Source organism: Streptomyces mexicanus, from assembly GCF_902506575.1.
GTDB classification, from domain to species: Bacteria; Actinomycetota; Actinomycetes; order Streptomycetales; family Streptomycetaceae; genus Streptomyces; species Streptomyces mexicanus.
The window spans coordinates 6,792,673-6,806,115 of sequence record NZ_LR732544.1; the positions used below are offsets into that span (position 1 = coordinate 6,792,673).

Here is a 13,443-nt window from a genome sequence, read left to right on the forward strand (position 1 = left end):
GGGCGGGAGTGGTGCGCGGGGGTCCGGTCGGTCACGCGGTCTCCTCTTCGGTGCGTTGCGGCAACAAAGAGAACTCTGTCCAGTTGGCCGGAAATATGAACACCGCCGGGCGGACGCACCGGGGGCACGCGTCGGCCGGCGTACGTCGGCGGGGGCGTGTCACCCGGCGCGCATCGACCGGCGCGCACCCGCCGACGTGCGTCACGCCGGCGCGCGTCAGCCGGCGTCCGCCGCGCAGTGCTCCAGCAGGCCCCGTACGTCCCGGTCCACCACCCGGTAGCGCACCACGCGCCCCTCCTTCTGCCCCTCCACGACCCCGGCCGCGCGCAGCAGCCGCAGGGCCTGGGAGACGGCGGGGTCGTTCATGCCCGTGGCGATCGCCAGGTCGGAGACGGCCAGCGGTCCGGTGCGGTGCAGGGCGAGCAGCAGCGCGAGCCGGTTGGCGTCGGCGAGCAGGGAGAAGCGGTCGGCCCAGGTGCGTACGCGGCCCGCATCGCCGATGGCGGCGATCGCCTCGCACACCCGGTGTCCGTCGATGGTGCGACGGTCCGCTCGGTCGGCAGGCACGAGATGCATGCCGCCATCCTCGCAGGACCCTGTGTGATCTTCGATACCTGCGCAGTTGTGCAGCTATGCAGCAGAGCCCTCGCACCCCTACGGTGGGCAGGCCGTGGTGTTCGGGAAGCCGGTGCGAGACCGGCGCGGCCCTCGCCACTGTGATCGGGGAGTTCAGGCCCACGTCCCGGTACGGGACAGCCACTGGCCGCCGTAGGCGGCCGGGAAGGCGGGCCCGGACGCACCACCCTCCCCCAAGCTCTCGGCTTCGCTCGAGCAGGGTGGTACCCCCCAAGCCAGGAGACCGGCCACGGCAGCTCACGAAGTGATCCACGAGGTGCTGGAGCGTGATGACCGGATGACCCTGCCCGACCCTGCCCGCACGACGCCCGACCCGCGGGCCCACGACAAACCCCCCGCCGCGTTCCGCTGGCGGCGGGAGGACACCCTGAGGACGGCGGGGCTGCTGGCGGTGATCGCCGCCCTGCACGTCGTCGCCTTCGGCATCCTGTTCCTGCTCGTCGTCCCCGAGCACTACCAGGTCGGCACCAAGGCGTTCGGCATCGGCCTCGGCGTCACCGCCTACACCCTCGGCATGCGGCACGCCTTCGACGCCGACCACATCGCCGCCATCGACAACACCACCCGCAAGCTGATGGCCGACGGCAAGCGCCCGGTGTCGGTGGGCTTCTGGTTCGCGCTGGGCCACTCCAGCGTGGTGGTGGCCATGGCCGCGCTGGTGGCGGGCGGCACCCAGCTGGCGGGCACGCTGATGAACGACGACTCGCGCACCCACCAGGCGCTCGGCGTGGTGGGCACCACCGTCTCGGGGACCTTCCTGTACCTCATCGCCGCTCTCAACCTCGTCGCGCTGGCGGGCATCCTGAAGGTCTTCCGGGCGATGCGCGCGGGGACGTACGACGAGCGGGCGCTGGAGGCCCACCTGGACGCGCGCGGCTTCATGAACCGCGTCCTGGGCCGCCTGACGAAGTCCGTCTCGCGCCCCGGCCAGATGTACCCGCTCGGCTTCCTCTTCGGGCTCGGCTTCGACACCGCCACCGAGGTCACGCTGATGGTGATGGCGGGCTCGGGCGCGGCGGCGGGCCTGCCCTGGTACGCCATCCTGTGCCTGCCGCTGCTCTTCGCGGCCGGCATGAGCCTGTTCGACACGCTGGACGGCACGTTCATGAACTTCGCCTACCAGTGGGCGTTCTCCAACCCCGTCCGCAAGGTGTTCTACAACCTGACCATCACCGGTCTGTCCATCGCGGTCGCCTTCCTGATCGGCACGATCGAGCTGGTCGGCGTCCTGCACGACAAGCTCGCCTTGCGCGACCGCGTCACCGGCTGGATCGCCGGCCTCGACCTCGACCACGTCGGCTACGTCATCGTCGGCCTGTTCGTGGTGGTGTGGGCGCTGGCGCTGGCGTACTGGAAGGTGGCCAAGGTGGAGCAGCGGTGGGCGGCCCGCCCGGCGGACACCAACTGAGCGGACACCGACCGAACGGCATCGGCTGGACCGGCGCGGCCCGGGCGCGGCGGCTTGGTCGCTGCGGCCCGGTCGCGGCGACCGCCGGGCCACCGGGCCGATGCCGTGTCACCCGCCCGGCCCGCACCCGCGCGGCCCCGGCCCGGTGGCGGACCCGGCGGGCGGGTGACGCGGTGGGGGACACCGGCGCGCTCCCGGCGGTCCGGCGCCCGGACCTCGGATCCTCGTCATCGACAGGTCCACCGTCCGTACGTTGGGAGGCACCCGCCCATGCCCCGTCCCCCGGCCGCCCGTGCCCTGCTCGCCGCCGTCTGCGCGGCCCTGCTGGCGTCCGCGACCGCGTGCGGCTTCGGCGGGTCCGGCCCGGCCGCCGACGCGTCCGCCTCCGCCGCCGCGGCCAGCCGGCCGGCCGTCCCCGCCTCCCCGGCGCCCAAGGTGCTCACCGCCCTGCAGGCGGAGGCCGCGCTGCTCACCGAGGCCGACATGGGACGGCCGTGGCAGCCCACGCAGGGTGCCGCGACCTGGCACGGCGGGGTGCTCAAGGCGCAAGCCGACCCCCCCGCCTGCCAGCGCCTGCTCGACGCCCTCTACAGCGACGAACCCCTCGGCGAACCGCACGGGACGCAGGCGGTGACCGGCTACGACGACGTGGACGGCGCGGCGCAGCTGCGGCAGCGCGTCCTCTCCCCCCGCCCGGCGAACGTGGACCGCGCGCTGGAGTGGCTGCGCACGATGCCGGACGAGTGTGCCCGTTTCTCGGCGCGGACGCCGCGGCACGGCGTGCAGAGCGTGCAGGTGCGGGAGGTGGCCCTGCCCGAGGTCGGGGACGCCCGCCAGGGCCTGCGGGTCATCTTCACCGGCCCGACGGACTACGAGGACCCGCCCACGCTCACCCTGGACGTGGCCGCCGTGCGGGTCGGCACCGACGCGATCACGGTCAGCACCGGCGCCGAGGGCACGCTCGTGCCGGGCATCGTCACGCGCGCGGTCCAGCAGGCCGTGGGCCGGCTGGACAAGGTCCACGACGGCTTCCACGCCCGCGCGTGAACGACCGGCCCGTACGGGCGGAAAGGCGGCCCTCCCGCGGGTGAAGGGCAGGCCCGTACGGGCGTGAACGACCGGCCCGTACGGGCATGAACCACTCGCCCGTACGGGCATGAACGGCCGACCCGTACGGACGGGAACACGGCCCGTACGGGCTTCAGGCGGCCATGCGGTCCACGGCGTCCTTGGCCTCCTTCAGGCCGGCGCCGGTCGCCTCCCGGTAGAGCTTGATCGCTTCGATCTTCCGTCCGGTGCGGGCCAGTTCGGCCGCCTCCCGCAGTTCCGGCTCGTCCTCGCGCAGCCCCAGGTGGTCCAGGACCAGGTCGAGTTTGCACTCGATCCGGGCCAGGCGGCGCCCGGTACGGGCCGACCGGGCGTCACCGACGAGCTGTTGGGCGAGTACGGCGACCGCGGCCAGGGCCACGGCGACCTCGGCAAAGGTGTCCATGACACCCACCGTAGAGGCCGGGGAACCTAGAAAGCCTCAGCTGCTGCTCATGCTTCGCCGCCTCACAGCGGTGGTGGCGCAGGGGCCGGGCCCAGCGTGGTGGTGCCCGGCGCGGTGCGGTGGCCCAGGCCCGTGCGGTAGGCGTCCAGGGCCGCCTCCACCCGGCCGGTGCGGCGCAGCAGATCACCCAGGAGACGGCACAGGTCGGCCAGGTCGCCGGCCGCGCCCGCCCGCTCCAGCAGGCTCAGCGCGCGGACGTAGTGCTCCTCGGCGGCCTCCGTGTCGTCGGCGTCCTCGGCGATGATGCCGAGCAGCCGGTGCGCGGCGGCGGCGTGCACGGCGCCGCGCTCGGAGGACAGCTCGCCGAGGACCTGCCGCAGCAGGGCGGCGGCCTCCTCGGACCTGCCGCGCCGGTGCAGCACGTCGGCCAGCTCGACCACGACCTGACTGGTGTAGAGGGCGGCCCGGCGGGCGCTGAGCATGTCCTGCGCCGCCCGCAACTCCTCCTCGGCCCGCTCCAGTTCGCCGTTCTGCGCGCAGACGTAGCCGCGCATCCAGTGGCAGTTGGCCAGTTCGGTGCGCAGGTGCAGCTGGCGGTACAGCTCGGCGGCCTTGGCGAGCGAGGCGTCCGCCTCGGCGAGGCGGCCCTCGGCGAGCAGGGTGCGGGCGACGGAGCGGTGCATGCGGGCCACCAGCGCCGGGTCGCCGGCCTGCGGGGCGAGCGCGAGGGCGAACTCGGCGGCCTGCGCGGCCCGCGCGTGCGCGCCCAGGTCCATGTAGGGGCCGATGACGGCGGCGTACAGCAGGAGCAGGGCGTCGGGGTCGTGCAGCCCGCCGCGGTTCAGCTCGTCGAGGGTGGATTCCAGCAGGTAGACGGCGTACCGCAGCTCGCCGGCGAGGTAGTGGGCGACCGCCCGGCCGCGCAGGGCGGGGACGCGGGCGGGCAGCGGCGCGTCGGCCAGGACCTGTTCGCAGCGTTCGAAGTACTCCCGGCCACGGACGATGTCGCCGGTGTCCAGGGCGCACTCGCCGAGGCCGAGCAGGGCGGCGGCCCGCACGTCGGCGAGGTCGAGGCGTTCGGCCTCCGCCAGCAGCCCGGCGTACTGCGCGGCGGCCTCGTCGGCGTCGCCGCAGGCCAGCGTGCGCTGCGCCTCGGTCAGGCGCAGCCTGAGGTCGGTGGCGAGGTGGGCGGGGCGGCCGGTGGCGAGTTCGTCGAAGCCGACGCCGAGACGTGCCGCGAGGTGCCGCAGCGCCTCGTCGGAGGGGCGGACGCGGCCGGCCTCCAGGGTGGAGACGTAGGCGGGGGTGTAGGCGGGCTCTGCCACCTGTCGCTGGGTGAGGCCCCGTTCGCGGCGCAGCCGCTGCACCCGGCGCCCGATGGTCTCCGGGTCGTCCCGCTTCACCATGCGGTCATCATGCCAGTCGGCGCACGTGGCGCGAAGCCTGTCACCGATCTCGCTTCCGCTGCCGGGACGTTGCGCCCATCGGCACTCAACTCACCCTCTACCTCTTTTCGTTGGGCCGCTCAACCCCTAGGTTGGAGAGCGCGTTAAACCCGCTTAATCCGTCACTGTCGCTCTTCCTGTCGCTGCGAGGTCGGTTGCCGTGCTCGGACGCCCTGCCGCGCGCCCCGCTCGCCTCCGTGCGCGTCACGTCAGAGGGCTCGCGGCGGCCGTGATCGCCGTGGCCGCGCTGGTCGGGGCGGCCAACGCGGGCCCCTCCGGGACCACCGCCCCCGAGCCCGTCGAACAGGTCACCGCCCAGGACCGCTGAGCGGCGCCCGGCGCGACGCGGCCCGCCTCCGGCGGACGCCGGCCCACGGCGGTGCCGCCGGTCAGTTCTGGGTCTGCAGCTGCCGCAGCTGGCGGCGTACGTGGTCCAGGGCGCCGTGCCGCCGCCCGGGCACCCTTGCCCGCAACTCCGCCAGCAGCGGCCCGAGTTCACGGGCGCTCGCCGGGTCGGCGATGCGGCCCCACTGGTGGTGGGCCCGGTCGACGGCGGCCTCCACCTGTGGGGCGTCGGCGCTCTGGCCCATGGCCAGGCGGGTGGCGGCGACCGTCAGCCAGGCACGGCAGCTGCGGACGGCGTCACCGGCCATCATCGCCAGGTCGGCCCGGACCTCGCTCCAGTGCAGCGCCTCCTCGGAGGCCGCGCCGTGTTCCCGTACGGCGGCCTGCTCCCAGCGGGCGGCGAACGCGTCGGCGTCGCCGTGCCGCCCGGAGGCCACCCAGGCGGCGAGGGCGGCGTGCGGGTCTCCGGCCGGCGGGCGGCGGCTCGCCAGGACGACGCCCGGCCCCTCCGCGGCGCCGCTCGCCTGCTGCTCCGCGGCGAGCCGGGCGAGCGCCTGCTCGTGCAGTTCCTCCAGCGGCGGCCGGTGCCCGCTGCGCAGGATCGTCGCCACCGCCTTCATGTACGCCGGGACCGCCACCGCGCGCCGGGCGGGCGGCGGTGCGATCCTGCCGTACACGGCGACCGTGGGACCCGCCTCCGGCGGACGCCGGCCCACCTGCTGCCAGCTGTCCGCGTCCGCGTACAGGTCCGCGACGAGCGTGGTGGTGCCGTCCGGGCGCAGCCGCAGCTCGTCGCGCAGCCAGTGCCAGGGCAGGGCGGTGTAGCGGACGGTGGCCGGCGTGGTGCGGGCCAGGGCGAGGTGCAGCAGGTGCTGGCGGCGGTCCACGGCGAGCTGGCCGGTGACGAACACGGTCAGCGGGCCCGGGGCCGCGGCGGCGGCCCGCAGCCGGGTGAGCACGGCCTGCGGGTCCAGCGGGTCGGCGAGTTCCACGACGCTCGCGCTCTGTGTCCCGGCCAGTACGGAGGGCTCGACCGCGGCCAGCACCGGCAGCACGGACGCGGCGTCCACCAGGCGTCCCCTGCCGACGGGCGAGGCCGCGAGCAGCAGCACGGTTCCGGGCATGGTCCCCCCGTCGGTGATCCGGTCGTCGGTCGCGTACGTCAGCACCGTAACCGCTGGCGGCGCGCGGCCGGGGGCCGGACCGGAGACAAGACCGGGCCGGACCGTGGACAAGACCGGGGCCGGACCGGAGACAAGAGCCGCGCGGGGGCCCGTCTCCGCCCGACTTGCCAGGGGTGCGGGGCCGGTGTGCCCTGGAAGCGGGGGCGACGACAGAGAGGAGTGCCTCATGGCTCAGGTGGCACCCACACCCGGCCGCCGCGCTCTGACCTCCGGCCGGAACCAGGGCAGGCCCGACCTGTTCAGCCCGCACGCGCACGCGATCGGACGGTGGGCGGTGCCCTTCGCCATCGGGCTGGTCTACGGCTACTGGGCCGCGGCCAACCGCCGCTCGGGCGGGCCGATCACCGCCTGGAACCTGGTGTTCGGCTTCGTCACCGCGATCGTGTTCACGGTGCTCCTGGCGAGCGTGCTGACACTGGCCCCGCGGCTGCCGCGCGAACTGCACGCTTTCGTGTGGTTCCTCTTCTCCGGCGCGGCCCTGGGCTTCCTGTACAACCAGTCGGGCAGGTCGGTCCTGCTGACCGTCGGCCTGTCCCTGGCCTTCGGGGTGGCCGTCGGCCTGATCTGCTTCTACTGGGTGTACACGCACGAGGACGCCGAGGGACACCGCCTGCGCTGACCGGCACCGCGGTCACCCGAATGTCCGGGCCCCGCTCGCGGGGCCCGCGTCGGCGGGCTTCGCTGGAAGGGTGTCCCGACGCCTGCGCAGCGGCCTGGCGGCCGCACTGATCGCTCTCTCGTGCCTGCTCGTGCCCCTGGGCGCGCTGTCGGCCTGGGCGGCGTACGGGCTCGCCGACACCGGCCGGTACGTCACCGCGATGGCACCGCTGGCCACCGACCCGGACGTGCGCGAGGCCATCGCCGACACCGTCGGAGACGGGATCGTGGACCAGATCCGGCCCGGCACGGACGCCCGGGTGCTGTCCGCGACCGTGGCGCCGTTCGTGCACGACGCGGTGCGGTCCTTCACCCAGACCGCCGCCTTCCGCACGGCCTGGACCGAGGGCAACCGGGTCGCCCACGACGCCGTGCTGCGCGCCCTGCGGGCGGACGACGGTACCGGCGACCGGCCGGTCACCGTGGACCTGGCCCCCGTCACCGCGCACGTCAAGGCCCGCCTGACCCAGGACAACGTGCCGCTGGCCAACCGCATCCCGGTCCAGCACACCGAGGTCGCCCTGGTCCCCGCCCAGGACCTGGGCCGGCTGCGGAAGGGGTTCCACGTGCTGGAGGTCGCCGGCTTCTGGCTGCCGGTCGGGGCCGTCGTGTTCGCCGTCGCCGGGATCGCGCTGGCCGCCCGCCGCCGGCGCGCGATGACCGCCACCGCGCTCGGCACCGCCCTGGGCGGCGCGCTGCTCGCGCTCGCGCTCGCCGTGGGCCGCAGCCTGACGCTGGCCGGTCTGCCCGACGACGTCTCCCCGCCGGCCGCGGGCGCCGTCTACGACGCCCTGACCGCCACCCTGCGCACCACCTCCTGGCTGCTGATGGGGCTGGGCCTGACCGCGGCCGCCCTGACCTGGCTCGTCCGCCGCCGCGCCGGCCGTCCCCGCCCACCGGGCCCGCGTTCCCGCTCGCGTCCGCGCCTGCGGCTGCGGCTGCGCCTGGGACGGCGGCGGCGCGGGGCCGCGGCGCCCGCTCCGGCCCAGTCCCAGGAGCCCACACAGGTGCAGGCCTGACCTCGGTTTTCCTGATTGCGCACGGGAGTTGGGCCCGCCTACTGTCACTGCCATGGCACCCCTCCTCGCATACGAGGACAAAGGCCCCGACAGCCTGCCGTCCTCGCCCGCGCCCTCCTCGCCCCTGCCCCTGGTCCTGGTCCACGGCCACCCCTTCGACCGGACCATGTGGGCCCCGCAGGTGGCGGCGTTCGCCCCCGGCCGCCGGGTGGTCACGCCGGACCTGCGCGGCTACGGAGCCTCCCCGGTGGTGCCCGGCATCACCCCGCTCTCGCGGTTCGCCGAGGACCTCGCGGAGCTGCTGGACGAGCTGAAGGTGGAGACGTTCGTCCTGGGCGGGCTGTCGATGGGCGGACAGATCGTGATGGAGTGCTACCGGCAGTTCCCGGAGCGCATCCGCGGTCTGGTCCTCGCCGACACCTTCGCCGCGCCGGAGACGGACGAGGGCAGGCGGACCCGCCGCGCGATGGCGGACCGCCTGCTGCGCGAGGGCATGCGCGGATACGCCGACGAGGTGCTGGAGAAGATGGTCTCCCCCCACGCCGACCCCCAGGTCAAGGCGCACGTCCACCGCATGATGACGGCCACCGCGCCCGAGGGCGCCGCGGCGGCCCTGCGCGGCCGGGCCGAACGCCCCGACTACCGCGAGCTGCTGACCCGGGTGACGGTGCCGGCCCTCGTCGTCGTGGGCGAGGAGGACACCTACACCCCGGTCGCGGACGCCGAGGCGCTGCACGCCGCGCTCCCCGACTCCACCCTCCGCGTCGTCCGGGGCGCGGCCCACATGCCCAACCTGGAACGCCCCGACGAGTTCAACCGGGTTCTCGCCGAGTTCCTGGCGCGGCTCGACGGGGCCTCGTAGGCTCCTCAGCCGTGGCCGCGCCCCGGGACGAACTGGACGACGAGCCGGCCGACGAGCCAGGCGCCGGGCCGGCCGGCGACGCCGCCCGCCGGCCGCGCCGGCGCGGCGCGGCCCGGTGCGCCGGGCTGCTGTTCGCCGGGGTGAGCGCGGTCGTCGGCTGCCGGCTCGCCGACACCGACGGCATCACGCCCGTGCCCCAGCTGCTCGCCTTCCTGCCGTGGCTGCTCGTCCCCACCGGCCTGGGCCTGGCCCTCACCCTGCGCGGCCGCTGGTGGCCCGGCGCCGTGTGGGGCGTGGCGCTCCTCGGTCTGCTGGCGTGGTTCATCGAGCCGTACGGCAAGGACGCCCAGCCCTCCGGGACCCCCGTCGCCGGGCTGCGGGTCCTCACCTCGAACGTCGAGTTCGGCCGCGCCGCCCCGGCCCTTGTCCCGCTCGTGCGCCGCGAACGGCCCGCCGTCGTCTTCGTCGAGGAATGCGAGGAGACCTGCCGTACGACGCTGCTCCACGACCTCGGCGGCGACTACCCGTACCGGCAGGCGGTCGCCGAGTCCGGCTCGCGGGGCTCCCTCGTCCTCAGCAGATACGCCCTGCGGGGCACCGACGGCGTCCACGGCACCATGGGCATGCCCGGTGCGGTCGCCGACGTGCGCGGCCACCCCGTACGGCTGCAACTGGCGCACCCCATGCCCCCGCTGCCCGGCCAGGTCGCCCTCTGGCACCGCGAACTCGCCCGCCTGCGTGCCTTCGCCGCCGCCGACCCGCACGCCCCGACGATCCTGGCCGGCGACTTCAACGCCTCCCAGGACCACGCGGCCTTCCGCCGCATCCTCGACACCGGCCTGCACGACGCGGCCCGCCTCGCCGGCTCCGACCGCACCCCGAGCTGGCCGGCCCGCACCACCCCCACGCTGGGCGCCCAGATCGACCACGTCCTGATCTCCCCGGACTTCGCCGCCGACCGTGCCCGCTTCCCGCGCCTGCCCGGCACCGACCACCGCGCCCTGCTGGTCGACCTCACGCTGTACGTGCCCCGGACCGCCTCCGGGCGCCCTTGACACAGCCCGGCCCCGGCCGCTCGCCCCTGCCCAAGATCACCAACGGGGCCGCTAACCTTACGTGTCCGTCCTGGCCAGGGATCGACGGGAACAACTCAGCGAAGGGTTGCGCACATGGGCATTCTCACTCGCCTGCGGAACGCGTTCGGCCGACGCAAGGGGCGTACGGCCGCGGCAGAGGGTGCGGAACAGGTACGGACCCAGGAGCCGTCCCCGACGCCGGCTCCGGAGCCGACCCCGGCCCCGGAGCCGTCCGCGCAGCCGGAGCCCAAGGTCCAGCTCCGGCGCGGGGTCTCGGGAGGCAGCGGGGAGGCCGACGACCGGGGGGACGCGGAGGGCTGCGGGGACGCGGAGGGCTGCGGCGTCTCGGGGTGCCGCGACGGTTCGCGGTGCGGCGCGGCTTCGGAGTGCCGCGCGCGCAGGGCGTCGACCTTCAGCTGCATGGTCTCGTCGGGGCGGCGCGGGGTCCGGTGCGGGGGTATGGGCTCCGGCTGCGTGGATCGGTCACGCTCGGTCCGCGCGGAGCCGTCGGTCCGCGCCGAGCCGTCGTCGGGCCGCGGCCGTTCGGCCGAGCGGTCGTGTGCGTCCCGCGCCGCGCCGTCGTGTTCGGGTCGTCCGGCGGAGCCGTCCTGCCCGCGCAGGGCGGCGACGTTCAGGCGCATCGTCTCGTCCGCCGGCAGCGGACCGGCTCCGGGGGCGCGGCCCGGTGCGCCGCCGGGCCCATCGGTCCGGCGGCCTTCCTCCGGAAGGCCCTCCCCCTGCCCTGAATCGGTCACGACTGCGTCTCCCTCCGCACTCCGTGTTGCTCGCGCGGGTCGACACAGCCGCCGCGGACGCGGCCGCCAGCCCCCTCACTCCCAGCCGCCTCGCGGCTCTCGCGGCCACACAAAATTATCAGCCGCCTTTTCACTTTCTCCGCATGAGAACGGGTCAGAAACGAACACACAAGAAACGCACAGTGCTGTGGGTCCGGTCACGGCCGTTAACCTGGCCTCATGCCTCGTTACGAGTACCGGTGCCGCAGTTGCGGTGACACGTTCGAACTGAGCCGTCCCATGGCAGAGTCCGGCGCCCCGGCGACCTGCCCCGCCGGACACGACGACACGGTCAAGCTGCTGTCCACGGTCGCGGTCGGCGGCTCGGCGGCCGGACCGGCCTCCGCGCCGTCGTCCGGTGCCGGCGGAGGCGGATGCTGCGGCGGCGGTTGCTGCGGCGGCTGACCGCCGGCTCCCGGCCGCTCCGGTGCGCCGGAAGGACCCGGAGCGGCCCGGTACGGCCCGGCCCGGCCCGGCGGGCCCTACGGGTGCGCCCGGGCGGCCTCGAGGAACTCCCGTACGATCCGCTCCCCGGCCAGCACTCCGCGCTCGGGCAGCGCGCTGATGCCGGGCGCCGTCCAGCCGGTGTCGGCCAGTTCGCCGTGGCCGGGACGCCAGCCGCGGTCCACGGCCAGCAGCAGGTCCGCGTCCAGCAGCGAGTCGCCCGCGCCGAGCACCAGGTCGGCGCCGGTGCGGCGGGCGACCTCGCGGACGGCGGCGCTCTTGGTGAGCGGCTGCGGGACGGCGTAGACCTTGCGGCCCTGCAGCGAGACCGTCCAGCCGCGCTGCTCCGCCCACGCGCCGAGCTCCTTCACCCAGTCCTCGGGCAGCAGGTCGCGCTCGACGACGAGATAGGCGAACAGGTCCTCCGCGACCCGGTGCTTGCGCACCCACACCGGGTCGGCGGTGCGCAGCAGGTGCTCGCGCACCTCGGCGAGCGGCGCGCACTCCCCGGCCAGCCGCTCGGTCACCCGGCGGTGCCAGCCCGGGTCGGAGACGCCGTCCACCAGCAGATGTCCGCCGTTGGCGCAGACGGCGTACTTCGGCGCGGGGCCCGGCAGATTGATGCGCAGGTACTGCTTGCGGGTGCGGGTCGTGGTCGGTACGAACAGCGCCGTGTCGGCCAGTTCGGTGAGCAACCGCGCGGCGGTCTCCGTCAGGTACGACAGCGGCTTGCTCTCGTGCACCTCCACGCACAGCAGCCGCGGCGCCCGGGCGTCCGGCATGGTCAGCGCCAGCGCCGCGGACGAGTAGATGAGCGTACGGTCCAGGTCGCTCGCCACCAGCACCGGCATCACCGGGTCACCGCCCGGCCGTCGGCGCCGGTCGCCGCGCGCGTGTAGCGGGGGTGGATCAGCCCGACGCAGGAGTACGGCAGGTCGTCCACCTCCTCCACCGGGACCCCGCGCTGGGCGGCCAGCAGCCGTATGTGGTCCAGCTCCGCGCCGGCCCCCCTGCGGGCGAGGATCCGCCAGGGCACCCGGCGCAGCAGCACGCGGGTGGTCTCGCCGACGCCCGGCTTGACGAGGTTCACGTCGTGGATGCCGTACTCCTCGCTGATCCGCTCGACCGCCGCCCAGCCCGCCCAGGTCGGGGTGCGGTCGGCGGACAGCAGTTCCTTGGCGGTGGTGTCGGCGGCGTCCGCCACCTGCGGGAAGCGGGCGGAGACGGCGTCGAGGAACAGGTTCGAGACGTCGGCGCCGGCCAGGTCGCGGTAGAACTTCGCGCCGTGGAAGTCGTGCGGGCCGACCAGGTCCGCGCGCAGCACCGTCCGCGACACCAGCCCGGAGACCGTGGAGTTCAGGCAGGCGGAGGGGATGAGGAAGTCCTCCCGGGTGCCGTAGGTGCGCACGCAGGAGCCCGGGTCGGCGAGCACCGCGATCTCCGGGTCGAAGCCGGTGACGCCCTCGCTCAGTTCGAACGCACGGATGGCCTCGGCCAGTTCCCGGGTGATGGCGCCCTTGCCGGTCCAGCCGTCGACGAAGACGACGTCGGCCGGGTCGTGGTGGGCGGCCAGCCAGCGCAGCGCGTTGGCGTCGATGCCCCGGCCGCGCACGATCGACACCGCGTAGTGCGGCAGGTCCAGGCCGTGCCGGAACCGGGCCCAGCGGCGCATCAGGATCCCGACCGGGGTGCCGGCCCGGGCCAGCGAGACCAGCACCGGGCGGGGGATGGGGGTCCCCCCGCTCGAGCGCATTCGAGAGTGGGGGAGCTCGGCCAGGACCGTCTCGGTGACCGCGCCGACGGCCTGGGCGATCCGGGCCGCGGAGGACTCCAGGGCGCTGTGGAACAGCTCCTGGTACTGCTCACTGGGCTGATACTCCACCGGCAGCGACTCCGCGTAGTGCGCGCCGCCGTTCTGGATCGCCTCCTCGCGCTCCTCGATCGGCGCCTCCAGCGTCACCTCCGACAGATCCTGCAGCAGCCAGCCGACCTCCTCGGGCGCGTAGGAGGAGAACGCGGGGCCGCGCAGCGGGTCGGGCAGCATGGCGGGGGTCTTCCGGGTGGGGTGGCAGGAGCGGGAT

The 13,443-nt window shown here is 75.0% G+C and carries 13 protein-coding genes and 1 riboswitch; of the genes, 7 read left to right on the top strand and 6 right to left on the bottom strand.

What is annotated here, in order from left to right; translation table 11 throughout:
* Window positions 1–216: 216 nt before the first annotated feature.
* Window positions 217–576 carry a metalloregulator ArsR/SmtB family transcription factor gene (locus tag GV126_RS30350; RefSeq protein ID WP_159672650.1) on the bottom strand — a complete coding sequence of 120 codons (360 nt, stop codon included), beginning with the start codon at window positions 574–576 and terminating at the stop codon, window positions 217–219.
* A gap of 78 nt (window positions 577–654) precedes the next feature.
* Window positions 655–882: riboswitch (cobalamin riboswitch) on the top strand.
* A gap of 31 nt (window positions 883–913) precedes the next feature.
* Between GV126_RS30350 and nicT the strand changes: the two genes are divergently transcribed.
* Both nicT and GV126_RS30360 read left to right on the top strand, forming a co-directional pair.
* On the top strand, window positions 914–2,044 hold the full coding sequence (nicT, locus tag GV126_RS30355; RefSeq protein ID WP_159672652.1) for a Nickel transporter NicT: 1,131 nt from the start codon (window positions 914–916) through the stop codon (window positions 2,042–2,044).
* Window positions 2,045–2,314: 270 nt separating this feature from the next.
* Complete coding sequence (locus GV126_RS30360; RefSeq protein WP_159672654.1) at window positions 2,315–3,091, top strand: hypothetical protein; 777 nt, start codon at window positions 2,315–2,317, stop codon at window positions 3,089–3,091.
* 154 nt (window positions 3,092–3,245) lie between these two features.
* On the opposite strand, the gene GV126_RS30365 is transcribed toward GV126_RS30360, so the two are convergent.
* From GV126_RS30365 to GV126_RS30375, 3 genes are all read right to left on the bottom strand, one after another.
* Complete coding sequence (locus GV126_RS30365) at window positions 3,246–3,536, bottom strand: ribosomal protein L7/L12 (RefSeq protein WP_159672656.1); 291 nt, start codon at window positions 3,534–3,536, stop codon at window positions 3,246–3,248.
* A gap of 62 nt (window positions 3,537–3,598) precedes the next feature.
* Window positions 3,599–4,942 carry a helix-turn-helix domain-containing protein gene (locus GV126_RS30370; protein ID WP_159672658.1) on the bottom strand — a complete coding sequence of 448 codons (1,344 nt, stop codon included), beginning with the start codon at window positions 4,940–4,942 and terminating at the stop codon, window positions 3,599–3,601.
* A gap of 428 nt (window positions 4,943–5,370) precedes the next feature.
* Window positions 5,371–6,450: a serine/threonine-protein kinase gene (locus GV126_RS30375; RefSeq protein ID WP_159672660.1), complete on the bottom strand. Its 1,080-nt coding sequence runs from the start codon at window positions 6,448–6,450 to the stop codon at window positions 5,371–5,373.
* Window positions 6,451–6,676: 226 nt separating this feature from the next.
* On the opposite strand from GV126_RS30375, the gene GV126_RS30380 reads away from it, so the two are divergent.
* The 5 genes from GV126_RS30380 (at window position 6,677) to GV126_RS30400 (ending at window position 11,323) form a co-directional block, all read left to right on the top strand.
* On the top strand, window positions 6,677–7,129 hold the full coding sequence (locus GV126_RS30380; RefSeq protein ID WP_159672662.1) for a hypothetical protein: 453 nt from the start codon (window positions 6,677–6,679) through the stop codon (window positions 7,127–7,129).
* 70 nt (window positions 7,130–7,199) lie between these two features.
* Entirely contained in the window at window positions 7,200–8,186 is a 987-nt protein-coding gene (locus GV126_RS30385; RefSeq protein WP_159672664.1) for a hypothetical protein, read from the top strand.
* A 52-nt stretch (window positions 8,187–8,238) separates the two neighbouring features.
* Window positions 8,239–9,048, top strand: a complete 810-nt coding sequence (locus GV126_RS30390; protein WP_159672666.1) for an alpha/beta fold hydrolase — start codon at window positions 8,239–8,241, stop codon at window positions 9,046–9,048.
* A gap of 32 nt (window positions 9,049–9,080) precedes the next feature.
* Window positions 9,081–10,103 (top strand): endonuclease/exonuclease/phosphatase family protein, encoded by a 1,023-nt coding sequence (locus GV126_RS30395; RefSeq protein WP_159674281.1) that lies wholly within the window; start codon window positions 9,081–9,083, stop codon window positions 10,101–10,103.
* A gap of 995 nt (window positions 10,104–11,098) precedes the next feature.
* On the top strand, window positions 11,099–11,323 hold the full coding sequence (locus tag GV126_RS30400) for an FmdB family zinc ribbon protein (RefSeq protein WP_159672668.1): 225 nt from the start codon (window positions 11,099–11,101) through the stop codon (window positions 11,321–11,323).
* Window positions 11,324–11,400: 77 nt separating this feature from the next.
* On the opposite strand, the gene GV126_RS30405 is transcribed toward GV126_RS30400, so the two are convergent.
* Together GV126_RS30405 and GV126_RS30410 are read right to left on the bottom strand one after the other, a co-directional pair.
* Window positions 11,401–12,213, bottom strand: coding sequence for an HAD family hydrolase (locus GV126_RS30405; protein WP_159672670.1), 813 nt, complete (start codon window positions 12,211–12,213; stop codon window positions 11,401–11,403).
* Window positions 12,213–13,443: cysteine protease StiP family protein (locus tag GV126_RS30410; RefSeq protein ID WP_201299892.1), on the bottom strand; the 1,231-nt coding region annotated here is incomplete at its 5' end. The genes GV126_RS30405 and GV126_RS30410, both read right to left, overlap by 1 nt.